The organism is Pseudomonas sp. MWU16-30322, assembly GCF_020515535.1.
Classification (GTDB): domain Bacteria; phylum Pseudomonadota; class Gammaproteobacteria; order Pseudomonadales; family Pseudomonadaceae; genus Aquipseudomonas; species Aquipseudomonas fluorescens_H.
Genome location: NZ_JAIWYL010000002.1, coordinates 387,221 through 410,312 on the forward strand (window position 1 = coordinate 387,221; position 23,092 = coordinate 410,312).

Sequence of the window (23,092 nt, forward strand, 5' to 3'; positions counted from 1 at the left end):
CACTTTAACGGCGAATGCCGCTGCCGGCATTGCCGTGGATCAGGCGCTGATCCTGGCCTGAGTGGCGAGGCGATTGATCGCCCGCTCCAGCTCTTCCAGCGCCGCCACGGCTTTGGGATCGCCCTGTTTGAGCAGGGTTTCACTGCGCTGACAGGCCGCGCGCAATTGCGGCACGCCACAATATCGGGTCGCACCGTGCAGGCGATGCACGCGCTCAATCAATGCGTTCTGATCACGGGCTTCGCTGGCGGCACGAATCGCTTCGCGGTCGGCTTCCAGCGAGGCGAGCAGCATTGCCAGCATGTCGGCGGCAAGGTCCGCCTTGCCGGCGGCCAGGCGCAGGCCTTCCTCATGGTCGAGCACCGGCAGCTCATTGCTGCCTGCTGCGCTGTCGCTGGCGCGCTCCGGGCCTTGATTACGCAAGGCCAGACCGGTCCATTTCAGCACCACTTGCGCCAGTTGCCGCTCGCTGATCGGTTTGGTCAGGTAGTCATCCATGCCGCTTTGCAGCAAGGCGCGTTTTTCGTTGGCCATGGCGTGGGCGGTGAGGGCCACGATCGGCAGCGGCGTGCAATGCCGTTCGCTTTCCCACTGGCGGATGGTTTCGGTGGTCTGGCGTCCGTCCATGCCCGGCATCTGCACGTCCATCAGCACCAGATCGAAGGATTCGCTCTGCACCGCTTTGACCGCCGCATAGCCGCTTTCTACGGCTAGAACCTTGGCGCCCATGTCTTCGAGCAAGGTCTGCACCAGCAACAGGTTGGCCGGGTTGTCGTCGACGCACAGTACTTTCGGCGCGCGACTCGACAGCGGTTCGCCCGGTTCGCTACGCGGCTGGCGCGGGTTGGCCAGATCGGCCAGTGCCCGGCGCAGTTTGCGCGTGCAGGCCGGTTTGGCCTGCAACTGGCTATGTGGGTTCGGTACCGAGAGATGGAACAGCGTCTGTTCGGTGGTCGGGCACAGCACCAGTACTTTGCAGCCCAGGTGCTCCAGATCCCAGATGTGCTGGTTCAGACGCTCCGGGAGCATGTCGTTGCTGGTGATGCCGAGCACCGCAAGGTCGATGGCCTGATCGGTCTGGTGCGCGCCGGTGACGCCGTTGGTCAGGCTCTCCAGCGTATTGAACGGCGTGACGTCGAGGCCGCAGTCTTCCAGTTGATGCTGCAGGGCCTGGCGCGCCAGTTCGTGATTTTCCAGTACGGCCACACGGCGTCCGAGCAGTGGCGGGGCCGGCAGGTCTTCGGTGTCGTCGCGGGCTTTGGGCAGGCTCAGGCTGATCCAGAATTCCGAACCTTCGCCGGGGGTGCTGTCGACGCCGATTTCGCCGCCCATCTGTTCGATCAGGCGCTTGGAAATCACCAGACCCAGACCGGTACCGCCAGGCTGGCGCGACAACGAGTTGTCGGCCTGACTGAACGCCTGGAACAACGCGCGCACATCCTGACTCGACAGACCGATGCCAGTGTCCTGAATGCTGATGCGCAGCTGCACGCTGTCTTCGTGTTCTTCTTCGAGCATGGCGCGGGCGACGATAGTGCCTTCGCGGGTGAACTTGATCGCATTGCTGACCAGGTTGGTGAGGATCTGCTTCAGGCGCAGCGGGTCACCGACCAGCGACAGCGGTGTGTCGCGATAGACCAGACTGACCAGCTCCAATTGCTTGGCGTGGGCTGCCGGGGCCAGGATGGTCAGGGTGTCCTGCAACAGGTCGCGCAGGTTGAACGGAATATGGTCGAGCACCAGTTTGCCGGCCTCGATCTTCGAGAAATCGAGGATCTCGTTGATGATCCCGAGCAGGCTGTCGGCGGACTTTTCGATGGTGCCCAGATAGTCGAGCTGGCGCGGGGTCAGCTCGCTTTTCTGCAACAGATGCGTGAAACCGAGAATGCCGTTGAGCGGCGTGCGGATCTCGTGGCTCATGTTGGCAAGGAACTCGGATTTGATCCGGCTCGCCTCCAGCGCCTCTTTGCGTGCCAGATCCAGTTCGATGTTCTGGATCTCGATGGTTTCCAGATTCTGGCGCACGTCTTCGGTGGCCTGATCGACGCTGTGCTGCAGTTCTTCGCGGGCGTTCTGCAGCGTGCCGGCCATGCGGTTGATGCCCGAGGCGAGCTCGTCCAGTTCCTGACTGCCGAGCGGTGGCAGACGGGTTTCCAGATGACCGTCCTTGAGCTGGGCGACCGCGTGTTTGATCTGGCTCAGCGGGCGATTGATGGTGCGGCCCATGCGCAATGCGAGCAGGGCCGCGCCGGCAAGGCCAGCGGCAATCAACAGCAGGCTGGCAAACAGGCTGCGATAACCGCGCAGCAGCATGCCGTTGTGCGACAGCTCCAGTTCGACCCAGCCGAGCAGCCGGTCGGACTCTTGCGGAATCACGTCGCCGGCAAGATTGCGATGCTTGCCGAACACCGGCATCAGGTAACGGGTGGCGTCATTGCCGCTGCGCCGTTGCAGTTGCGCACTGTCGCCGCTGGGCGCCTGATTGAGCATGGTCGGGCCGGCGTGCGCCAGCGGTGTGCGGTCGGGGGCGAGGAAGGTGACGGCACGCACGTCGGGTTGTTCGAGAGACTGGGTGGCGATGCGTTCCAGCAGATCGGTGTTGCCGTGGCCCATGGCGGGCGCCACCAGCGGCGCCAGTTGCTCGGCGATCATCTCGCCGCGCTGCATCAATTGGGTCTGCAGGTCGGACTGTTGCATCCAGGTGAAATAACCACCGAGAACCAATGCCATCAGGCTGGTCGGCAACAGGGTCAGCAACAATACGCGACCTTTGATTCCCAGTTTCTTGAGCACACCCATCTCCTGCATCCCGCTGAACTGTTGACTCTTACGTGCATCCGGCACGCGACATTGGCGCAGTGTAGCGATTTGCAGGCAGGCAATCTCCGGAAAAATGATGTCGTCATCGGTCGACGGCGCATGGCGCGTTTGTCCGCCAGGTCAACCTTGGGTTGCCCGATAGCGGGCAATCTTGAATAATCGGCCAACTGAGAATTATTTGCAGATACTCATGACGCTTGCCTCCAACGATTTCCCACGCATTCTTGCCATCGAGGACGACCCGGTTCTGGGCGCCTATGTTCACGAACATCTGGGGCGCAGCGGTTTTAAGGTGACCTGGTGCCAGAACGGTCAGGAAGGGCTGAACATCGCGCGTCGCCAGCCGTTCGATGTGGTGCTGATGGACATACTGTTGCCGGGGCTCGATGGCCTGAATGTGCTGACCCAATTGCGCCAGAGCCATTCGACGCCGGTGCTGCTGATGTCCGCCCTGGGTGCCGAGGCCGATCGCATCAGTGGCTTTCGCCTGGGGGCCGATGATTATCTGCCAAAGCCGTTCAGCATGGCCGAGCTGCACGTGCGCATCGAGGCGATTCTGCGGCGGGTGGCCCTTGATCGGCGCCCGGCGGCAGTTACTCCGTCGGTGGCCAGTGGCACGCTGCGCTTTGACGATGAACAGTGCGAGGTTTTCTATAACGCGCAAGCCGCCGGCCTGACCCGCAGCGAATACCGCCTGCTGGAAACCCTCAATCGCAACGATGAAGAAGTGTTGAGCAAGGCCTTCCTTTATCAGCATGTTCTGCAACGCGGTTACGCGGCCCACGACCGCAGCCTTGACATGCACATCAGCCAGATCCGCCGCAAACTCAAGGCCATCGGTTACCTCGAGCGTGAAGTGCGCACGGTGTGGGGCAAGGGCTACGTGCTGAGTGCGCCCGATGAAAATCTCTGACCTGCCGGGCCGGCATTCGCTGTTCTGGAAACTGGCGTGCCTGCTGGTGGCGTTCTGTCTGCTGATGATCTGGCTGAGCTGGTCCTGGGGCCGCTACATGGAGGAGCGCAACCAGTTTCTCTCCGACGAGGCGCGCGGCACGCTGAGCCGTTATGCCGCTGAAGCCGAACGGGCGTGGCAGCGCGGTGAGCGTGACGGGATCGATAACTGGTTGCAGAGCATGGAGCTGCGCGAGGCGGGTTGGGTCGGAGTGATCGATCGCAATCTGCAGTCGTTGAGCAGCGATCCGCTGAATGAAAAGGAAATCCAGCACCTGACTTTTTTGCGCGGGCTCGACTGGCCGATCCACAAGCAGGGCCGACCGTGGCTGCGGGTGCCGTTTCCCCAGGACCCGTCTGCCGGCAGTCTGGTGATCGAGTTGCCCGAGCGATTCCTGCCGGGTAAATACCGGGTGTTCTGGAGGGTGATCACCAACGGGGTGATTCCGGGATTGTTCACCTTGCTGCTGTGTGTCGGCCTGTATCGCTTGCTGGTGGTGCCGCTGAACAACCTGCGCGAGCAGGCCAACGCCTGGCGCGCCGATCAACTGAATGTGCGCCTGTCGAGCGGCATCACCGAGCGCCCGGACGAACTCGGCGAGCTGGCGCGGGCTTTCGACTCGATGTCCGAGCGCCTGCAGTCCACCGTTGCCCTGCAACAGCAGCTGCTGCGCGATCTGTCCCACGAACTGCGCACGCCGCTGAGTCGATTGCGGGTGGCCAGTGAAAGCGAACAGGATCTGCGGCAACTGCGCGAGCGCATCGGCCGTGAGGTCGACGGCATGCAACGGCTGGTCGAGGACACCCTGCAACTGGCCTGGCTCGACACCGAGCGTGCACCGCTGCCGGACGAGGCGATCCAGATTCAGGCGCTGTGGGAAATGCTCACCGACAACGCCTGTTATGAAAGCGGCTGGCCGAGCCTGCAATTGCAGTGCGCGGTGCCGTCGTCGTGCTGGGTGCGCGGTAATCTCAATAGTTTGGCGCAGGCGCTGGAGAACATTCTGCGCAACGCCATTCGTCATTCGCCCGAGGGCGGCATCGTGCGCCTCGATGGACGGCGTGACGGCGATTACTGGCATCTGTGGCTGGAAGATCAGGGCGGCGGTGTGGCTAAAGCGGATCTGGAACGGATCTTCTCGCCGTTCACCCGCCTCGACGGCTCGCGCCCGGGGGATGGCGGGTTTGGGCTGGGGTTGAGCATTGCGAGGAATGCGGTGCAAAGGCAGGGTGGGATGTTGTGGGCGGAGAATAGTGGGGCAGGGTTGCGCTTGAATTTTCGGCTGATTGCCGATGACGGCGGCGTGACGGCTGACGCCTTCGCGAGCAAGCCCGCTCCCACAGTGGATGTGGGGCGTCCGCAGATTGTATAACCAACACCGCCACCCTCCTGTGGGAGCGGGCTTGCTCGCGAAGGGTCCCTTCGATTCAACTAATAGTCTCACCACTGGTGAGAGTATTACTGCTTATTCCCAGAAACCATAAGCACCATACTTTGCGTGATATGGCCTGCGAACGTTTGCCGGTATGATAGGCGCCCCCGCACGTCTGGATTGCGAATACGCCATGACCCTGCAGTACCCAACCATCGCCGATTGCGTCGGCAACACTCCGCTGGTGCGTTTGCAGCGCCTGCCCGGTGCCACCAGCAACACCCTATTGCTCAAGCTCGAAGGGAACAACCCGGCGGGTTCGGTCAAGGATCGTCCGGCGCTGTCGATGATCACCCGTGCCGAACTGCGCGGGCAGATCCACGCGGGTGACACGCTGATCGAAGCGACCTCGGGCAACACCGGGATTGCGCTGGCCATGGCCGCCGCGATCAAGGGTTACAAGATGATCCTGATCATGCCGGACAACTCCAGCGCCGAGCGCAAGGCGGCGATGACCGCTTACGGTGCCGAGCTGATTCTGGTCAGTCAGGAAGAGGGCATGGAAGGCGCTCGCGATCTCGCCCAGCGCATGGAAGCCGAAGGCCGTGGCAAGGTGCTCGATCAGTTCGCCAACGGCGACAACCCGGAAGCGCACTACACCACCACCGGCCCGGAAATCTGGCGTCAGACCCAGGGCACCATCACCCATTTCGTCAGTTCGATGGGCACCACCGGCACCATCATGGGCGTGTCGCGCTACTTGAAAGAGCAGAGCGACAGCGTGCAGATCATCGGCCTGCAACCGATGGAAGGCTCGGCCATTCCGGGCATCCGCCGCTGGCCGCAGGAATACCTGCCGAAGATCTATCAGGCCGACCGCGTCGACCGCATTGTTGACATGGCGCAAAGCGAAGCCGAGGACGTCACCCGGCGTCTGGCCCGCGAAGAAGGCATCTTTTGTGGCGTGTCCTCGGGCGGTGCGGTGGCAGCGATGCTGCGCCTGTCCAAGGAAGTTGAAAACGCGGTGATCGTCGCGATCATCTGCGACCGTGGCGACCGTTATCTGTCGACCGGCATTTTCGACGCGCCCAACTGATGGCCAAGCACGAGAGAGGCCTGCGCTTCCAGCCCACCGGCGGCAGCAAGGCCGCGCAAATCCCGACCGGTAAAAAACAGCGCTTGAACATCGAGCGCCTGGCCAATGACGGTCGCGGCATCGCGTTTTTCGAAGGCCGCACCTGGTTCGTCCTCGGCGCCCTCGCCGGTGAAGAAGTCGAGGCGCGGGTGCTCGGCACCCACGGCAAAGTGGTCGAGGCGCGCACCGAACGCGTGTTCAAGGCCAGCGAGTTGCGTCGCCCGGCAGCGTGTCAGCATGCCGGTCGCTGCGGCGGTTGCAGTGTTCAACACTTGCCCCACGCCGAACAGCTTGCCCTGAAACAGCGCATGCTCGCCGAGCAGCTGTCGAAGGTCGCCGGGGTCGAGCCTGAAGAATGGGCGGCGCCGTTGACCGGCCCGGAGTTCGGCTATCGCCGCCGCGCGCGGATCGCCGTGCGTTGGGACATGAAAGCGAAGAAGCTCGAAGTGGGTTTCCGCGCCGCCGGCAGCCAGGACATCGTCGCCATCAACGAATGCCCGGTGCTGGTACAGCCCTTGCAACCGATCATGACCCGTTTGCCGGAGATGCTCCGTCGTTTGAGCAAACCGCAGGCGCTGGGGCATGTCGAGTTGTTCAGTGGTTCATCGCTGGCGGTGTTGCTGCGACACATGGCGCCACTGTCCGAAGCTGACCTGACGATCCTCAAGGATTTCTGCCAGTTCCATGACGCACAACTGTGGTTGCATGGTGAAGGCGAGCCACAACCGGTGGATGCCACGCAGTCGCTGGGCTATCGCCTGGAGCAGTGGGATCTGGAACTGGCCTGGCGGCCGGGGGATTTCATCCAGGTCAACGCCAGGGTCAATGAGGCGATGGTCGCGCAGGCGCTGGACTGGCTGAAGCCGACCGGTGACGAGCGCGTGCTCGACCTGTTCTGCGGTCTGGGCAACTTCGCCTTGCCACTGGCCAAAAGCGTGCGTGAAGTGGTGGCGGTGGAGGGCGTGCAGACCATGGTCGACCGTGCCGCTGCCAACGCCGCTAGTAACAATTTGCATAACACAAAGTTTTTTCAAGCCGATTTATCCCAGCCTTTGACCGATGCTCAGTGGATCGGAAACGGCTTTTCTGCGGTACTCTTGGACCCACCGCGTGACGGTGCTTTCGAGGTGGTGCGCAAGCTCGCGACCCTGGGTGCCAAACGGTTGGTGTATGTGTCGTGCAACCCTGCAACTCTGGCGCGCGATACGGTCGAATTGATCAAGCAGGGCTACCGGTTAAAACGTGCCGGGATTCTCGATATGTTTCCTCAGACGGCGCATGTCGAGGCCATGGCGTTATTTGAAGCGAGCCAGGATGGCTCGTCTGAATCCGTCTGACCTGTCCGGGCGGCGCTCGCTTTAGCCCCGCGAGCGCATCCGGGCATTGGGGGTCAGCGATTTGACGCATTGAATCTGCGTCGTAGGGAAGGTAAAGCAGCATGGTACAGGTGAGAGCACACCAGCCGATCAACACTGACGGCAGTATCAATCTCGAGGCTTGGCTCGATCACGCGGTCAGTGTCGACATGGCGCTGGATCGCGAAGCCTTGAAAGAAGCCTGCGAGTTCGCTCGCGAGGCCGAACAGCAGTCCAACGCCGCGAAGAATCTGTGGGCCGAGGGCAGCGGCAGTTTCAGTACGGGACTTGAGATCGCCGAGATCCTCGCCGACCTCAAGCTCGACCAGGACTCGCTGGTCGCGGCGGTGCTGTATCGCGGCGTCCGCGAAGGCCAGATCGAACTCGCGGCGGTCAGCCAGCGCTTCGGCCCCGTGGTGGCCAAACTGATCGACGGCGTGCAGCGCATGGCGGCGATCAGTGCCAGCCTCAGCCCGCGCCAGTCGATGGTGATGGGCACTCAGGGCCAGGTGGAAAACCTGCGCAAGATGCTGGTGGCGATGGTCGACGACGTTCGCGTCGCGCTGATCAAACTGGCCGAACGTACCTGCGCAATCCGCGCGGTGAAAACCGCTGACGACGAAAAGCGCAACCGCGTCGCCCGGGAAGTCTTCGACATCTATGCGCCGCTCGCGCACCGACTCGGCATCGGTCATATCAAGTGGGAACTGGAGGACTTGTCCTTCCGTTACCTGGAACCCGATCAATACAAACAGATCGCCAAGCTGCTCCACGAGCGGCGGCTGGACCGTGAGCGGTTCATCGCTGACGTGATGACCCAGCTCAAGGACGAATTGCAGGCCACCGGTGTCGACGCCGACATCAGCGGCCGCGCCAAGCACATCTATTCGATCTGGCGCAAAATGCAGCGCAAGGGGCTGGAATTCAGCCAGATCTACGACGTGCGCGCCGTGCGCGTGCTGGTGCCGGAAATGCGCGACTGCTACACCGCGCTCGGCATCGTCCACACCCTGTGGCGGCACATCCCGAAAGAATTCGACGACTACATCGCCAACCCGAAAGAGAACGGCTACCGCTCGCTGCACACGGCGGTAATCGGCCCGGAAGGCAAGGTCCTCGAAGTGCAGATCCGTACGCACTCGATGCACGAAGAGGCCGAGCTCGGCGTCTGCGCGCACTGGCGCTACAAGGGCACTGACGTCAAGTCCGGTTCCAACCACTACGAAGAGAAAATCTCCTGGCTGCGTCAGGTGCTGGAGTGGCACGAGGAGCTGGGCGATATCGGTGGTCTGGCCGAACAGCTGCGGGTCGATATCGAACCGGATCGGGTGTACATCTTCACCCCCGACGGTCACGCCATCGATTTGCCGAAAGGCGCGACGCCGCTGGACTTCGCCTACCGCGTGCACACCGAAATCGGTCACAACTGCCGTGGCGCGAAGATCAACGGGCGGATCGTGCCGCTCAACTACAGCCTGCAGACCGGTGAGCAGGTCGAGATCATCACCAGCAAGCACGGTACGCCGAGCCGCGACTGGCTGAACCCGAACCTGGGCTACGTCACCACCTCGCGGGCGCGGGCGAAGATCGTTCACTGGTTCAAGTTGCAGGCCCGTGACCAGAACGTTGCGGCCGGTAAAACCCTGATCGAACGCGAACTCAATCGCCTCGGTCTGCCGGCGGTGGATTTCGACAAGCTGGCTGAAAAGGCCAACATGAAAACCGCCGAAGACATGTTCGCCGCCCTCGGTGCCGGCGACCTGCGTCTGGCGCAACTGGTCAACCTGGCGCAGCAACTGGTCGAGCCGGAACGCGGCAACGAACAGCTGGAACTGATCCCGCGCAAGGCCACCGGTTACAAACCGGGCAAGCGTGGCGACATTCAGATCCAGGGCGTCGGCAACCTGATGACGCAGATGGCTGGCTGCTGCCAGCCGCTGCCGGGCGACGCGATCGTCGGCTACATCACTCAGGGGCGTGGCGTGAGCATTCACCGTCAGGACTGTGCCTCGGTGCTGCAACTGGCCGGGCGCGAGCCGGAGCGGATCATCCAGGTCAGCTGGGGCCCGGTGCCGGTGCTCACCTATCCGGTGGACATCGTCATCCGCGCCTACGACCGTTCCGGTCTGCTGCGTGACGTCTCGCAGGTGCTGCTCAACGAGCGGATCAACGTGCTGGCGGTCAACACCCGCTCGAACAAGGAAGACAACACCGCGCTGATGTCGCTGACCATCGAGATTCCCGGGCTGGATGCGCTCGGGCGCTTGCTGGGACGGATTTCGCAGTTGCCGAACATCATCGAGACGCGGCGTAACCGTACTCCGTGAAGATGGCTTCGTTCGAATGTGGGAGCGGGCTTACTCGCGAAGAGGGCGTGTCAGTCGATATTTACGCTGAATGACACACCGCATTCGCGAGCAAGCCCGCTCCCACATTGGTTTTGTGTAGAGGCATGACAGATGTATTCACTTGAAGACCTGCTCCACCTGATGAACCGCCTGCGCGACCCGCAGTTCGGTTGCCCGTGGGACATCAAGCAAACCTACGCGACCATCGTCCCGCATACCCTCGAAGAAGCCTATGAAGTGGCTGACGCCATTGAACGCGGCGACTTCGATCACTTGCAGGGCGAGCTGGGTGATCTGTTGTTTCAGGTGGTCTATTACAGCCAGTTGGCCCGGGAAGAAGGGCGCTTCGAATTTGCCGGAGTGATCGACAGCATCACTCGCAAGCTGATCCGCCGTCATCCGCACGTGTTTCCCACCGGCGATCTGTACGCGCCGCTGGATGTGCCACGGCTGAATGAAGAACAGGTCAAGCAGCGCTGGGAAGAGATCAAGGCCGAAGAACGCGCCGAGAAATCCGCCGTGCCCGAGCAGCTGTCACTGCTCGATGACGTGCCTGCCGCGTTGCCGGCACTGTCGCGTTCGGCCAAGTTGCAAAAGCGTGCAGCGCAGGTCGGCTTCGACTGGCCGGATGCACTGCCGGTGCTGGACAAGGTGCGCGAAGAGCTCGATGAAGTGCTCGAAGCCATGTCCGAAAACGATCCCGACGCGGTGGCTGACGAGATCGGCGACCTGCTGTTTTCCGTGGTCAATCTGGCCCGGCATCTCAAGGTCGATCCGGAAACCGCACTGCGCGCTGCCAACGCCAAGTTCGAACGACGTTTCCGATTTATCGAACAGGCATTGCGCGACACCCGTCGTCCCATGGAAGATTGCACCCTCGAAGAGTTGGACGCCCTGTGGGGTGAAGCCAAACGCCAGGAAAAGAATGTGCCCAGCTGCGGCTGAGCCGTTGCCCAAGTGAGTAAGCATTAATGAGCCTTTCCCTTCGCGACCAGTTGCTCAAAGCAGGCCTGGTCAACCAAAAGCAGGCCAAGCAGGTCAGCAAAGACAAGCAGAAGCAACAGCGTCTGGCCCACAAGGGGCAGGCCGAGCTGGATGATTCGCAGCAACGCGCCGCTCAGGAAGCCATGGCCGAGAAGGTCAAGCGCGACCAGGAGCTGAACCGTCAGCAGCAGGAGAAGGCCGAGGCCAAGGCCCGTGCCGCGCAGGTCAAGCAGTTGATCGAAGTGACGCGTCTGCCGAAGCTCAATACCGAGGACTACTACAACTTCGTTGACGACAAGAAGGTCAAGCGCATCTGCGTCAACACGCTGATGCGCAACAAGCTCAGCAATGGTTCGCTGGCGATCGTGCACCATGCCGGCGGCTACGAAGTGATCCCCCGTGAAGCGGCCCTGAAGATCCAGGAGCGTGATCCGCAGCGCATTGTGCAGCTCAACGTGCAGACCGAAGAGGTCGCAGCCGAGGATGATCCGTACGCGGCCTACCAGATCCCTGATGATCTGATGTGGTAAACCGATAAAGCTGTAACAACACAAACTGTGGCGAGGGAGCTTGCTCCCGCTGGGGCGCGAAGTGGCCCTTGTTTTAAAACAGGGCCTGCTGCGCAGTCCAGCGGGAGCAAGCTCCCTCGCCACAGGTTCAATATTCGCCTAAGCGGATTTCAGATCCCGTTGCTGTTCCTGCAGTTCGAGTTCGGCCTTGTAGTTGTGGGCGTCGATCTCGTTGTGGAACATGCCGACCAGCAAGTCTTGTTGATGCACATCCCAGATCCGTACACCGGCGGCTACGCCTTCATGGGACATGTGTGAATCGTCGCGTTCAGTTACTTTTACAGTCATCTGCTAGCTCCAAATCTCAAGTTATCTGCAGCAAGGCGTGTGCAGGACTCTTTTATATGATTTGTTAGCTTGCTAAGTAAACGCTTGATTTGTGCAAGGTGTTGTTGCGGTTTTTGCAACAGTGCTACAGCCCGCTAAATCCGCGACATTCGGTCGCAGGGCGGGAAGTTGCATGACAGAAGTTTCATTTTCAGGCGCACTGACATCCTTTGTGGGAGCGGGCTTGCTCGCGAAGGCGGTATGTCAGACAGACTGATGTCGACTGACACGACGCTTTCGCGAGCAAGCCCGCTCCCACAGGGTTTTGCGCTGTGGCTGCTGGTTTCAAACCGGCCAAAAAAAACGCCCCGAACCAGTCGGGGCGTTTTCATGTGGAGCTCAGCAGCGGGGAATTACTTGCCTTCCCAGCGCTTCAGCACCAGCGTGGCGTTGGTGCCGCCGAAGCCGAAGCTGTTGCTCATCACGGTGTTGATGGTGGCGTTCTCGCGGGTCTTGGTCAGCACCGGCAGATCGGCCACTTCAGGGTCCAGCTCGTCGATGTTGGCGGAACCGGCGATGAAGTTGCCTTCCATCATCAGCATGCAGTAGATCGCTTCGTGAACGCCGGCGGCGCCCAGGGAGTGACCGGACAGGCTCTTGGTCGAGCTGATCGCTGGCGCCTTGTCGCCGAACACTTCACGCACACCTTTCATTTCCGCGACGTCGCCGACCGGAGTCGAGGTGCCGTGGGTGTTCAGGTAGTCGATCGGGGTGTCGACGGTGGACATTGCCATCTGCATGCAGCGGATCGCGCCTTCGCCACTTGGAGCAACCATGTCGTAGCCGTCGGACGTTGCGCCGTAGCCAACGATTTCGGCGTAGATCTTGGCGCCACGGGCCAGCGCGTGTTCCAGCTCTTCAACCACAACCATGCCGCCACCGCCAGCGATGACGAAACCGTCACGGTCGGCGTCGTAGGCGCGGGAAGCTTGTTCCGGGGTGTCGTTGCGCTTGCTGGACAGGGCGCCCATCGCGTCGAACAGGAACGACTGGCTCCAGTGCTCTTCTTCACCGCCACCGGCGAAGACGATGTCCTGCTTGCCCATCTGGATCTGTTCCATGGCGGTACCGATGCAGTGAGCACTGGTGGCGCAGGCAGAGGCGATGGAGTAGTTCAGGCCCTTGATCTTGAACGGTGTGGCCAGGCACGCGGAAACGGTGCTGCTCATGGTCCGCGTTACACGGTATGGGCCGACGCGCTTCACGCCTTTCTCGCGCAGGATGTCCAGCGCTTCCATCTGGTTCAGGGTCGACGCGCCGCCGGAGCCGGCGATCAGGCCGGTACGCGGGTTGGACACTTGCTCTTCGGTCAGGCCGGAGTCAGCAATGGCGTCTTTCATGGCCAGGTAGGCGTAAGCCGCTGCGTGGCCGACGAAACGATAGATCTTGCGATCGATCAGTTCTTCAAGGTTGAGGTCGATGGAGCCGGAAACCTGGCTACGCAGACCCATTTCAGCATATTCCGGGTTGAACCGGATGCCAGGGCGGCTTGCACGCAGGTTAGCGGAGACGGTCTCTTTGTCATTGCCCAGGCACGAAACAATGCCCAGACCAGTGATAACGACGCGGCGCATGCGAATAACCCTTAGAAGTTGTCAGTGGAGGTGAAAACGCCGACGCGAAGGCCTTCGGCGGTGTAGATTTCGCGACCGTCGACAGTCACCGAACCATCGGCGATGGCCAGGTTCAGCTTGCCCTTGAGGACGCGTTTGATATGAATGTTGTAGGTGACTTTCTTGGCGGTCGGCAGGACCTGGCCGAAGAATTTCACTTCGCCCGAACCCAGCGCACGACCACGGCCCGGCAGGCCTTGCCAGCCGAGGAAGAAGCCGACCAGTTGCCACATGGCGTCCAGACCCAGGCAGCCCGGCATCACCGGATCGCCCTCGAAGTGGCACGCGAAGAACCACAGGTCAGGGTTGATATCCAGCTCGGCGACCAATTCACCTTTGCCGTACTTGCCGCCTTCTTCGCTGATCAGGGTGATGCGATCGACCATCAGCATGTTCGGGGCGGGCAGTTGCGCGTTACCTGGGCCGAACAGCTCACCGCGACTGCAGCGCAGCAGGTCTTCCCGAGTAAAGGCGTTTTGTTTGGTCATGCGAGCTCCTCAATAATCCCATGCGGCAGGTGGGGCAAATCTTCCCGGCCGATCGACGCGTTCATGCCTCGTACCGGCAGCCTACTCATAGACTATTGCGTTGTGGTGAAAGTCACAGCACCAAGGACATGAATGTACACTTGTGCACTGAAATTTTTATTCAAGCCTCTTTTGAGGCTCGTTCGGGTGCCTAAGACTGCCGCACTTTCGCTTTTCACGCCAGTCGCAGATGGTCGAAAAACCGTCACTACTGCACCCAGCGCTGCAGAATCTGTTGTAGGTCATTGCGTTTGAACGGCTTGGCCAGATAATCGTTCATGCCCGCCGAAAGGCAAGTTTCGCGGTCGCCCTGCAACGCGTTGGCGGTCAGCGCGATGATCGGCACCTCGCGGCGTCCGGGCAGTTGGCGGATCTGCCGGGTCGCCTCGTAGCCGTCGATGATCGGCAGCCGGCAATCCATCAGAATCACTTCGAAATCATTGCCTTCAGCGCTGCGCACCGCTTGCGCGCCATCGGTGGCGACGCTGACGGTAAAGCCCAGGCTGCGCAGCATCGCTTCGATGACGGTCTGGTTGACCGGATTGTCCTCCACCAGCAACACATTGCGCCCCTCGCCATGCCCGTTGCCATTGGCCGCGCGCGGCGCCGCCAGTGTCGGCAGCGTCTGCTTATATAGCGCCAGCGGGATTTCCAGGGTGAACACCGAACCCAGGCCTTCTTCGCTTTGCGCCCGCAACGTGCCGCCCATGCGTTCGGCCAGGGTGCGGGCGATCGGCAAACCGAGACCGGTGCCGCCATAGCGCCGGGAAATCGAACTGTCGGCCTGCTGGAAGGCGTTGAACATCAATTCCAGACTCTCAGACGAAATGCCGATGCCGCTGTCGCGCACCGAACAGGTGAACCACAGCAACTCGTGATCCAGCGACTGCCACTGTGCCTCGATGCTGACCCGGCCACGCTCGGTGAACTTCAAGGCGTTGCCCACCAGATTGACCAGAATCTGCCGGATCCGCGTCGGGTCGCCCTGCACCTGCAAGTCGCGCATGTCCTCGGGAATCTGCAGGTTCAGGGCGAGGCCACGCTGCACCGCGCTGTGCTGGAACGATTGGGCGCAGGCACCGATCAGGTCGGCGAGGTTGAACGGAATGTGCTCAAGCTCCAGCTCCGAGCGTTCGATCCGCGAGAAGTCGAGAATGTCGTTGATGACTTTCAGCAGGTGTTCGGTGGACTCGGAAGCGAGCGCCGCGTACTCGATCTGCTCCTCGGTCATGTCGGTGGTTTCCAGCAACTGCAACATGCCCAGCACGCCGTTCATCGGTGTGCGCAGTTCATGGCTCATCATCGCCAGAAAATCGGATTTGGCGTTGTTGGCCTTTTCCGCTTCTTCACGGGTCTGGATCAGTTGCGCCATCGCCTGATGCTGTTCGCGGCTGGCCTGCTCCAGTGCCTGGGCGAGGTTGTTGATGTGCTGCGACAGGGCGCCCAACTCGGTGTCATCGACGATCGGCAGCGGGGTCTTGTAATCACCTTGCTGAATCGCCTTGACCGCGTTGCCGATATCGCGGATCGGCGCCGACAGACTGCCGGCCAGACGCCGCGCCAGAACAAAGGTGAAGAGCAGGGCGAACAACGCCAGAATCCCGGCCTTGAGCAGAATTTCCTGTTGGCGCTGACTGAAGGCATCGTTGGACAGACCGACGATCACCCGGCCCAGGTAATCCTCGCTGGTCACGTTGTTGCTGGCTTTGGCGTCGTGGAAAAAATCGCTGTTGAGGGCGATCCGTTGCAGGCGCACCGGGGCCTGGAACACCTCGACCTGATGCGGTCGGTTGTGCGCGTCGGCGGCTTGTTCAACGTAGGCCAGAATCCGGTTGGCGCTGTCCTGCACTTCCAGAAAGCGTACGTTCGGTGTTGCGAGAGTCGCCTTGAGCAGGCTTTCCAGCACTTCGTTGTTGCCGGAAATCACCCCGTACTCGGTGGCGGGCGCCAGTTGATTGGCGATCAGTTGCCCGGTGTGATTGAGCTCCTGACGCAAATCCTGAATCCGCACGAAGGTAAAGAAACTGATCAGCAGCAGCGTGAGCAGCAGGGCCGGGCCGAGGCTGATCAATTGCGTGCGGGTGTTGATGTCCCAGCGGCGACGCAGATTCATGGGTGGCTTTCTCCTTCAGCCAACTGGCGGGCAACAGACGCTTCATCGATTGGCTCGATACCGAGGGAACGAGCGACCTGCACATTACTTGAGACTTTGAAACGATCGGGGTAGAGCGAGCGCGGCCACGTCGCCGGGGGACGATCCAGCAACCGGTCAAGGATCGCCAGCCAGTCGGGCTGATCGCTGTAAGTGCTGGCGAGGCTGCCGGCACGCACGAACGCCGCGTTCGGCCCGATCAGCGCCACTTGCCGGGAGTAGCTGCTGAGCAGCAGGTTTTTCGCGGTTTTCGGGTTGTACAGATCGGGATCGTCGAGGCCCAGCAACACGTCACTGTTTCTCAACACGGTTTGCAACGGGCGACTGTCCTGGGTGTTGTCCCAACGCTGGCTGACGATTTGCAGGTTCAGCGGCGCAGCAGCCTGGTGCAGCTCCTTGAGCAGGAATTCGCTGTGCTGGTCAAACAGCACGCCAACCCGCCGCACCTGCGGCAGAATCCGCCGAATCAGTTGCAGTTGCCGGCCCAGCGGCGGGTCGCTCCACAGCAGACTCAAGTACGGCGGTTGTGCGGCACCGAGGCGTTGCCGGGCTTGCAGGCGACTGATGCGCAACACCAGCGTCGCCGGCCCCTGAGACTCTTTCAGGCGCCAGTCGAGGCTGGGCAGGTCGAGCAGAATCATCCGCAGATTGGCCGGCAACTTGCCCGGTGCCGGCAGGCTGGCCAGTGGCTGGAAACGTACGTTGTCGGTGGGGCGCAGCTCGCTCAACGCCTGGACGAAGGCCTGCACACCGGGACTTTCTTCTGCGCCGGTCAACAGAATGTCGGCGGCCTGCACCGCCACCCCGTGCAGCCACGCGGTCAAAAACAGACACGCACCGGCCAGCCAGTGGCCCAGGGTTGGTGTCTTGTTTGCCGTGCCGAAGCGCACCCTAGAACTCCAGCTCGGCGCTGAAGTACAGCACCCGGCGTTCGTCGTAATTGTTGTCGACGAAAGTGGTCGGTTCGTTGTCGAGCCGTTGTTGCAGCACGCCGGCCAGTTGCAGTTGCGCCTTGCCCAGCGGGAGGCGTTTGGCGATGCGCGTGTCGACCCGTTCGAAGCGGTAGCCATTGAGCGCGTTGTCGCCGTAATAGAACAGGGCGCTGTTCCAGCCGTGGCCCCAATCGCGCAGCCAGCCGGCAGAACCGCTGTTGCGCGAGGTGAATTGCTGATCCAGCGGATTGCTCGCTTCGGTGTCGACGAAGGCGTAGGTGAAGCGCAGGCGATCAATCATGCTCAGGCGCCAGTCGAGCTGGGTTTCGGTGCCGCGAAAGCGTGAGCTGTTGGCGTTGCTGGCGATGTATTGGTTGTTACGCAGCGGCTCGCTGATCATCCCGGTGATTTCGTCGTAGAACAGCTTCACGTCCACGGCCAGCCCCAGCTCGGCGAAATAGCCGTTGTAGCCCAGTTCGCGCGAGCGCATGTGTTCCTGATCGAGATCGCCCGGGCCACGGGTCTTGACGAAGTAGCGCGCCGAGGACTGACCGTAGGCCGAGGGCCGCAGGTTACTCACCTGATAGCTCCAGTTGACGTTGTTCTCGAACATGTCCGGCGAACGGATCGCCTCCGAGTACACCGCGCGCAGGCCATGACGCGGGTTGATCAGATAGTTGACCGCAAATCTGGGCGTCAGCGAACTGCCGATCAGTTGGGTGTTTTCGAACATTGCGCCGCCCTGCAACAGCCAGTGTTCACTGGCGCGCCACTCCAGTTGGCCGAACGCGCGCCAGGTGGTGTCGTCCAGTGTGCCGTTGAAGTAGGTTTCGGAATCGGCCCGGTCATAACGATAGTTCATGCCGCTGACCAGCCGCAGGCTGTCGGACAGGCTGAGGGTGTCCTGCAATTCCAGATCGTAGCGCGACTCGCGGGCGCTTTGATCGATGTCGCCACACAGGGTCTGGCTGGCACCGTTGCGCCATTGGTCGAGCACCTGATTGGCCAGGGCCATTTCCTGTGGCGTTCCGGCTTCCGGGCCGGGGCCAGTGAAACGGGTGATGTTGCGCGCCAGGCGTTCGGTGTAGTTCGGGTTGAGTTGCCACAGCTGCGTCAGCTGCGGGCTGAACGACACTTCGGCATCACAGGCGCGCCACACCTGCTGGCGATCCCAGTGCTGGGCCGAACCTTGTATATAAAGGCTGTGTTCGGGATTGATGTCGAGATTCCAGCGCACCGAGCCCGCGTAATCCTTGGCGATCACGTCGGAATTGTTCCCGGCAGCGGTAATCCCCGAGAACACCGGGTGGTAGGTGTAGGGCCGCTGGTTGGTACCGTCCTTCGCGTTGATCTGCCAGTCGAGGCTCTGGTTGTCGCTCAGGGTCTGGCTGACGGCGAGGCTGAAGCGGTTCAAGCGGCGGCTGTCGCGGTAATCGGCGCCGGTGCGGTCGCTGTCGAAGCCATCGTCTTCCTGACCGGACAGCGACAAACGCAGGTCGCCGCCATTCCACCCCGTGCCCTGGCTGGCATAGAAGTCGTTGATGCCGCGCTGGCCACGGGTGACCTTCAGGCGCGTGCCGTGGCTGTCCGCCGGGTTGCGGGTGATGATGTTGACCACCGCCATCAGCGCGTTGGCGCCGTAGCTGACGGTGTTCGGCCCCCGAAAAACCTCGATGCGTTCGATGTCTTCCATGGTCACCGGAATGTCGCTCCAGTCCACCGTGGCCAGGCCTGCGCGGTACACCGAGCGGCCATCGATCAGCACCTGCATGCGCCGCGCTTCGCTGGCATTGGTCCCGTGATAGTTGACCGCCGCCTGATTGCCGCTGATGTTGCCGACCATCATCCCCGGCACCAGTCGCAGCAATTCGCTGATGTCCCGCGCGCCACTGGCACTGATCAGCTCACTGTCGATGACGGTCATGCTCCCCGGCACTTCCGCCGGCGTCTGTTTCAGGCGCGTGGCCGTCAGCACCTGCGGCAGCGTTTCGCTGTCGACAAACAGGTCGTCCGCCTGCAACACCGGGCTGAACAACAGCGCCAGCAACAGCGACGAACGCGAGGGGGCAGAGGCAAAAGACACAACACAGCCTTGATCACAAAGAATTGGCGCGCATGTTAACCGAGGACAGTGACTTTTCCAGTCACGATGCGGGCATTTTCCTCGGTTTTATTGGTCTTCTTCCTACAAGTGCCGGTAATTGACGCAGGGGCTGGCCGCGCTTCGGTCGCCCCGTATAATGCCGGCATCGCCACTGGTATGGATTAACGGATTGCATATGACTGAACAGCGCCCGATTGCGGTCCTGGGAGGCGGAAGTTTTGGTACCGCCGTGGCTAATCTCTTGGCCGAGAACGGCCATCAAGTCCGGCAGTGGATGCGTGACCCCGAGCAGGCCGAGGCCATCCGGGTCAACCGCGAAAACCCGCGTTACCTCAAGGGCATCAAGATTCTGCCGGGGGTGACTGCCGTCACTGATCTGCAGGAAACCCTCGACGCCTGCGAGCTGTGCTTCGTTGCGCTGCCCTCGAGCGCATTGCGCACGGTACTGGCCGCCCACGCCGAGCGCCTGAGCGGCAAGATGCTGGTCAGCCTGACCAAGGGCATCGAAGCGCACACCTTCAAACTGATGAGCCAGATCCTCGAAGAAATCGCCCCGCAGGCGCGCATTGGCGTGCTGTCCGGGCCGAACCTGGCGCGGGAGATCGCCGAGCATGCGCTGACCGCCACCGTGGTCGCCAGCGAGGACGAAGATTTGTGCAAACAGGTGCAGGCGGCGCTGCACGGTCGAACCTTCCGCGTTTACGCCAGTGCTGACCGATTCGGCGTCGAGCTGGGCGGCGCACTGAAAAACGTCTACGCAATCATCGCCGGCATGGCGGTGGCGCTGGAGATGGGCGAGAACACCAAGAGCATGCTGATCACCCGCGCACTGGCCGAGATGACGCGTTTTGCAGTGAATCAGGGCGCCAACCCGATGACCTTCCTCGGTCTGGCCGGGGTAGGGGATTTGATCGTGACCTGCTCGTCGCCGAAGAGCCGCAACTACCAGGTCGGGTTTGCCCTCGGTCAGGGCTTGAGCCTGGATGAGGCGGTATCGCGTCTGGGCGAAGTGGCCGAAGGCGTGAACACCCTGAAGGTGCTCAAGGCCAAATCCCAGGAGGTGGGCGTGTACATGCCGCTGGTCGCCGGGCTGCATGCGATCCTGTTTGAGGGGCGCACGCTGGAGCAGGTGATCGGTCTACTGATGCGGGCCGAGCCGAAAACCGACGTCGACTTTATTTCCACCAGCGGTTTCAACTGATTCAACAGGAAGCGAGCCATGAACGATCCGAAAACCGAAGCCAAGTACGAATCCATTCTCCTGCGGGTGCTGTGGATGATCGTCTATGTGCTGGTCTGGCAAGTGGCGCAGTTCATCCTCGGCGCCGTGGTGCTGGTGCAGCTGATCTATCGTTTGATTTATGGCGCGCCGAGCGCCAGTCTGATGAATTTCGGCGACAGCCTGAGCCAGTTTTTGGCGCAGATCGGCCGTTTCGGCAGCTTTCACAGCGACCAGAAACCCTGGCCGTTCGCCGACTGGCCAACCCCGCGTACTCCTGAAGGCGAAGCACCGCACGCCGTGCCGCCAGCGCCGCACCCGGCCCGCGATGAGGAACCCAAGCTATGAAACTCTGGGTGTTGCGTCACGGTGAAGCGGTGCCTTATGGCTCGTGCCCTGACTCCGAGCGGGAACTGACCGAGCGTGGTCGTAAAGAGGCCTTGAGCAGCGCCGCCCATTTGATTGGTCAGCCGCTGACCGCGATCTATGCCAGTCCTTACCTGCGTGCGCAACAGACCGCACAGATTGTCCGCGAAGCCCTGGGATTCGAGCCGGAGATTCGCACGGTCGGCTGGCTGACGCCGGAGAACGATCCGGACAAGGTGGCCGATCAACTGGTGTCGGTGAGTGATGTGCTGCTGGTCAGTCACAACCCGTTGGTGGGCAATCTGCTGAGCTATCTGCAGCATGGCGCCGGGTATCCGCCGGAGAAGGTCGGCACTGCTGGGCTGGCTGAGCTGGAAAGCCCTGAACTGCTGATCGGCTCGATGACCCTCAACAGCCTCAAGCATCCCTGACGCTGATTCCTTGTGGGAGCGGGCTTGCTCGCGAATGCGCTGTGTCAGTCACTGTAAATGTCACTGATAGACCGCATTCGCGAGCAAGCCCGCTCCCACAGGGCCCTCATTTTCAGCCGAAATTATTTGTTTGCATTTTCCAACCAAGCACTTGCTTGGTTGACTACGCTTGCTCCAGACCAAAAAAACAGGAGCGAGTCGCATGTCTGCCGCATTCCGTTTGCCGCTGGACGTGTTTTACGAGCGTGAGGCCCGGCACCCGCGCCAGCGTTTTCTGGTGCAGCCCATCGGCGGCGGGCAGGTCGAGACCCTGACCTGGGCCGATGTCGGTCATCAGGCCCGTTGCGCCGCGCACTGGCTGCGCGCGCGGGAACTGCCGCAAGGCAGCCACATCGCGCTGATCTCGAAAAACTGCGCGCACTGGATCATTGCCGATCTGGCGATCTGGATGGCCGGGCACGTCTCGGTGCCGCTGTATCCCAACCTCACGGCAGACTCGGTGAATCAGGTTCTGACGCATTCGGAAAGTGTGCTGGCGTTCATCGGCAAACTCGATGACTGGCCGGGCATGTCGGTCGGTGTACCGGCGGATTTGCCAACCATCAGTCTGCCGCTGCATCCGCCGGGCGACTTCGCTTTCAGTTGGGACGACCTGCAACGCAGCTCGCCGATCCAGGACGATCCGCGCCCGGCTGCCGAGCAACTGGCGACGATCATTTACACCTCCGGCACCACCGGCCAGCCCAAAGGCGTGATGCATAGCTTCGCCAATCTCGGTTTCGCCACGACCCACGGCACCCGGTTGTTCGGGCTCAATGAGCATGACCGGCTGCTGTCCTACCTGCCGCTGTGTCATGTCGCCGAACGGATGTTCGTCGAGCTGGCGTCGATCTACACCGGGCAAACCGTGTTCTTTGCCGAAAGTCTCGACACCTTTATCACCGACCTCAAGCGAGCACGACCTACCGCGATGTTCGGCGTGCCGAGAATCTGGACCAAATTCCAGATGGGGGTGTACGGCAAGATCCCGGCTAAACGCCTGGATTTCCTCCTTGACCTGCCGTTCATTGGCAAACGGGTCGGGCGCAAGGTGTTGGCGGGGCTGGGGCTGGATGCCTTGCGCGTGGCGCTGTCCGGCGCGGCACCGGTGCCGCAGACCCTGCTCGACTGGTATCAGAAACTCGGCCTCGATGTGCTGGAGGTCTACGGCATGACCGAGAGTTGCGGCTACTCGCACATCTGCCTGCCGGGCCAGTACAAACAGGGCTGGATCGGCAAGCCATGCCCGGAGGTCGAGGTGCGGATCGACGAGTCCGGTGAAGTGCAGGTGCGCAGTCAGGCAAACATGCTCGGCTATTTCAAGGAACCGCAGAAAACTGCCGAAACCCTGACCGAGGACGGCTTCCTGCGTACCGGCGACAAGGGCGAACAGGATGCCGAGGGGCGCTTGCGCCTGACCGGACGACTCAAGGAAATCTTCAAGACCAGCAAGGGCAAATATGTGGCCCCGGCGCCAATTGAAAACCGTTTGGCGGTGCATTCGCGAATCGAGCAGGTCTGCGTGGTTGGCGATGGTCTGAGTGCGCCGCTGGGCTTGTGTGTACTGTCGGTGGTCAATCAGGAGGAAGCGCGGGGCAGTCTGCATTCGAGTCTGGAAAAACTGCTGGAAGAGGTCAACGCCGGGCTCGACAAGCACGAGCGTCTGCGGCGGCTGGTGGTGGTCAAGGACAGCTGGGCGGTGGAAAACGGCTTTCTTACACCGACGTTGAAGATCAAGCGCAACGTCATCGAAGACACCTACGGTGCGCGGTTTGAGGAATGGAGCGCGCGCAGCGAGGCGGTGCTGTGGCAGGATTGAGTGACGATCAAAACAACAAAGGAAGCCT

At 61.6% G+C, this 23,092-nt stretch carries 18 protein-coding genes; 11 read left to right on the top strand and 7 right to left on the bottom strand.

What is annotated here, in order from left to right; all coding sequences use genetic code 11:
- Window positions 1-39: 39 nt before the first annotated feature.
- A complete protein-coding gene (locus tag LCH64_RS04750; RefSeq protein ID WP_003227166.1) occupies window positions 40-2,793 on the bottom strand; it encodes a response regulator in 2,754 nt (917 codons plus the stop codon).
- Window positions 2,794-3,010: 217 nt separating this feature from the next.
- Between LCH64_RS04750 and LCH64_RS04755 the strand changes: the two genes are divergently transcribed.
- From LCH64_RS04755 to LCH64_RS04785, 7 genes are all read left to right on the top strand, one after another.
- Window positions 3,011-3,733, top strand: coding sequence for a response regulator transcription factor (locus LCH64_RS04755; protein WP_103521841.1), 723 nt, complete (start codon window positions 3,011-3,013; stop codon window positions 3,731-3,733).
- The gene (locus tag LCH64_RS04760; protein WP_226499627.1) at window positions 3,720-5,144 is read left to right on the top strand and encodes a sensor histidine kinase; all 1,425 of its coding nucleotides are present in this window, start codon (window positions 3,720-3,722) and stop codon (window positions 5,142-5,144) included. The genes LCH64_RS04755 and LCH64_RS04760 overlap by 14 nt, the downstream gene beginning before the upstream one ends.
- Before the next feature lie 193 nt (window positions 5,145-5,337).
- Entirely contained in the window at window positions 5,338-6,240 is a 903-nt protein-coding gene (gene cysM, locus LCH64_RS04765) for a cysteine synthase CysM (RefSeq protein ID WP_027612303.1), read from the top strand.
- On the top strand, window positions 6,240-7,616 hold the full coding sequence (gene rlmD, locus LCH64_RS04770) for a 23S rRNA (uracil(1939)-C(5))-methyltransferase RlmD (protein WP_226499628.1): 1,377 nt from the start codon (window positions 6,240-6,242) through the stop codon (window positions 7,614-7,616). The genes cysM and rlmD overlap by 1 nt, the downstream gene beginning before the upstream one ends.
- Window positions 7,617-7,717: 101 nt before the next feature.
- Window positions 7,718-9,961, top strand: a complete 2,244-nt coding sequence (gene relA / locus LCH64_RS04775) for a GTP diphosphokinase (RefSeq protein WP_003227159.1) — start codon at window positions 7,718-7,720, stop codon at window positions 9,959-9,961.
- 132 nt (window positions 9,962-10,093) lie between these two features.
- Window positions 10,094-10,927 carry a nucleoside triphosphate pyrophosphohydrolase gene (mazG, locus tag LCH64_RS04780; protein ID WP_226499629.1) on the top strand — a complete coding sequence of 278 codons (834 nt, stop codon included), beginning with the start codon at window positions 10,094-10,096 and terminating at the stop codon, window positions 10,925-10,927.
- Between the two features lie 26 nt (window positions 10,928-10,953).
- Window positions 10,954-11,496 (top strand): DUF2058 domain-containing protein, encoded by a 543-nt coding sequence (locus tag LCH64_RS04785; protein WP_003227155.1) that lies wholly within the window; start codon window positions 10,954-10,956, stop codon window positions 11,494-11,496.
- A gap of 138 nt (window positions 11,497-11,634) precedes the next feature.
- On the opposite strand, the gene LCH64_RS04790 is transcribed toward LCH64_RS04785, so the two are convergent.
- From LCH64_RS04790 to LCH64_RS04815, 6 genes are all read right to left on the bottom strand, one after another.
- Window positions 11,635-11,823 (bottom strand): hypothetical protein, encoded by a 189-nt coding sequence (locus tag LCH64_RS04790; protein WP_003227153.1) that lies wholly within the window; start codon window positions 11,821-11,823, stop codon window positions 11,635-11,637.
- A gap of 392 nt (window positions 11,824-12,215) precedes the next feature.
- Window positions 12,216-13,436: a beta-ketoacyl-ACP synthase I gene (gene fabB / locus LCH64_RS04795; protein ID WP_003227152.1), complete on the bottom strand. Its 1,221-nt coding sequence runs from the start codon at window positions 13,434-13,436 to the stop codon at window positions 12,216-12,218.
- Window positions 13,437-13,447: 11 nt separating this feature from the next.
- On the bottom strand, window positions 13,448-13,963 hold the full coding sequence (gene fabA / locus LCH64_RS04800; protein WP_003227150.1) for a 3-hydroxyacyl-[acyl-carrier-protein] dehydratase FabA: 516 nt from the start codon (window positions 13,961-13,963) through the stop codon (window positions 13,448-13,450).
- A gap of 247 nt (window positions 13,964-14,210) precedes the next feature.
- Window positions 14,211-16,115, bottom strand: coding sequence for a response regulator (locus LCH64_RS04805; protein WP_003227145.1), 1,905 nt, complete (start codon window positions 16,113-16,115; stop codon window positions 14,211-14,213).
- On the bottom strand, window positions 16,112-17,044 hold the full coding sequence (locus LCH64_RS04810) for an ABC transporter substrate-binding protein (RefSeq protein ID WP_226499630.1): 933 nt from the start codon (window positions 17,042-17,044) through the stop codon (window positions 16,112-16,114). The genes LCH64_RS04805 and LCH64_RS04810 overlap by 4 nt, the downstream gene beginning before the upstream one ends.
- A 1-nt stretch (window position 17,045) precedes the next feature.
- Window positions 17,046-19,169, bottom strand: coding sequence for a TonB-dependent receptor (locus tag LCH64_RS04815; RefSeq protein WP_226499631.1), 2,124 nt, complete (start codon window positions 19,167-19,169; stop codon window positions 17,046-17,048).
- Window positions 19,170-19,365: 196 nt separating this feature from the next.
- Between LCH64_RS04815 and LCH64_RS04820 the strand changes: the two genes are divergently transcribed.
- The 4 genes from LCH64_RS04820 (at window position 19,366) to LCH64_RS04835 (ending at window position 23,064) form a co-directional block, all read left to right on the top strand.
- Window positions 19,366-20,391, top strand: coding sequence for an NAD(P)H-dependent glycerol-3-phosphate dehydrogenase (locus tag LCH64_RS04820; RefSeq protein ID WP_103485468.1), 1,026 nt, complete (start codon window positions 19,366-19,368; stop codon window positions 20,389-20,391).
- Window positions 20,392-20,409: 18 nt separating this feature from the next.
- Complete coding sequence (locus LCH64_RS04825; RefSeq protein WP_095137170.1) at window positions 20,410-20,757, top strand: DUF4389 domain-containing protein; 348 nt, start codon at window positions 20,410-20,412, stop codon at window positions 20,755-20,757.
- Complete coding sequence (gene sixA / locus LCH64_RS04830; protein ID WP_103485469.1) at window positions 20,754-21,206, top strand: phosphohistidine phosphatase SixA; 453 nt, start codon at window positions 20,754-20,756, stop codon at window positions 21,204-21,206. The genes LCH64_RS04825 and sixA overlap by 4 nt, the downstream gene beginning before the upstream one ends.
- Before the next feature lie 202 nt (window positions 21,207-21,408).
- The gene (locus LCH64_RS04835; RefSeq protein ID WP_226499632.1) at window positions 21,409-23,064 is read left to right on the top strand and encodes an AMP-binding protein; all 1,656 of its coding nucleotides are present in this window, start codon (window positions 21,409-21,411) and stop codon (window positions 23,062-23,064) included.
- The last annotated feature ends 28 nt before the right edge of the window (window positions 23,065-23,092 follow it).

What these genes read in the sequence shown, in the direction of transcription:
- LCH64_RS04755 (WP_103521841.1), top strand. Translation starts at nt 3,011, where the DNA reads ATGACGCTTGCCTCCAACGATTTCCCACGCATTCTTGCCATCGAGGAC.
- LCH64_RS04760 (WP_226499627.1), top strand. Translation starts at nt 3,720, where the DNA reads ATGAAAATCTCTGACCTGCCGGGCCGGCATTCGCTGTTCTGGAAACTG.
- cysM (WP_027612303.1), top strand. Translation starts at nt 5,338, where the DNA reads ATGACCCTGCAGTACCCAACCATCGCCGATTGCGTCGGCAACACTCCG.
- rlmD (WP_226499628.1), top strand. Translation starts at nt 6,240, where the DNA reads ATGGCCAAGCACGAGAGAGGCCTGCGCTTCCAGCCCACCGGCGGCAGC.
- relA (WP_003227159.1), top strand. Translation starts at nt 7,718, where the DNA reads ATGGTACAGGTGAGAGCACACCAGCCGATCAACACTGACGGCAGTATC.
- mazG (WP_226499629.1), top strand. Translation starts at nt 10,094, where the DNA reads ATGTATTCACTTGAAGACCTGCTCCACCTGATGAACCGCCTGCGCGAC.
- LCH64_RS04785 (WP_003227155.1), top strand. Translation starts at nt 10,954, where the DNA reads ATGAGCCTTTCCCTTCGCGACCAGTTGCTCAAAGCAGGCCTGGTCAAC.
- LCH64_RS04790 (WP_003227153.1), bottom strand. Translation starts at nt 11,823, where the DNA reads ATGACTGTAAAAGTAACTGAACGCGACGATTCACACATGTCCCATGAA.
- fabB (WP_003227152.1), bottom strand. Translation starts at nt 13,436, where the DNA reads ATGCGCCGCGTCGTTATCACTGGTCTGGGCATTGTTTCGTGCCTGGGC.
- fabA (WP_003227150.1), bottom strand. Translation starts at nt 13,963, where the DNA reads ATGACCAAACAAAACGCCTTTACTCGGGAAGACCTGCTGCGCTGCAGT.
- LCH64_RS04805 (WP_003227145.1), bottom strand. Translation starts at nt 16,115, where the DNA reads ATGAATCTGCGTCGCCGCTGGGACATCAACACCCGCACGCAATTGATC.
- LCH64_RS04820 (WP_103485468.1), top strand. Translation starts at nt 19,366, where the DNA reads ATGACTGAACAGCGCCCGATTGCGGTCCTGGGAGGCGGAAGTTTTGGT.
- LCH64_RS04825 (WP_095137170.1), top strand. Translation starts at nt 20,410, where the DNA reads ATGAACGATCCGAAAACCGAAGCCAAGTACGAATCCATTCTCCTGCGG.
- sixA (WP_103485469.1), top strand. Translation starts at nt 20,754, where the DNA reads ATGAAACTCTGGGTGTTGCGTCACGGTGAAGCGGTGCCTTATGGCTCG.
- LCH64_RS04835 (WP_226499632.1), top strand. Translation starts at nt 21,409, where the DNA reads ATGTCTGCCGCATTCCGTTTGCCGCTGGACGTGTTTTACGAGCGTGAG.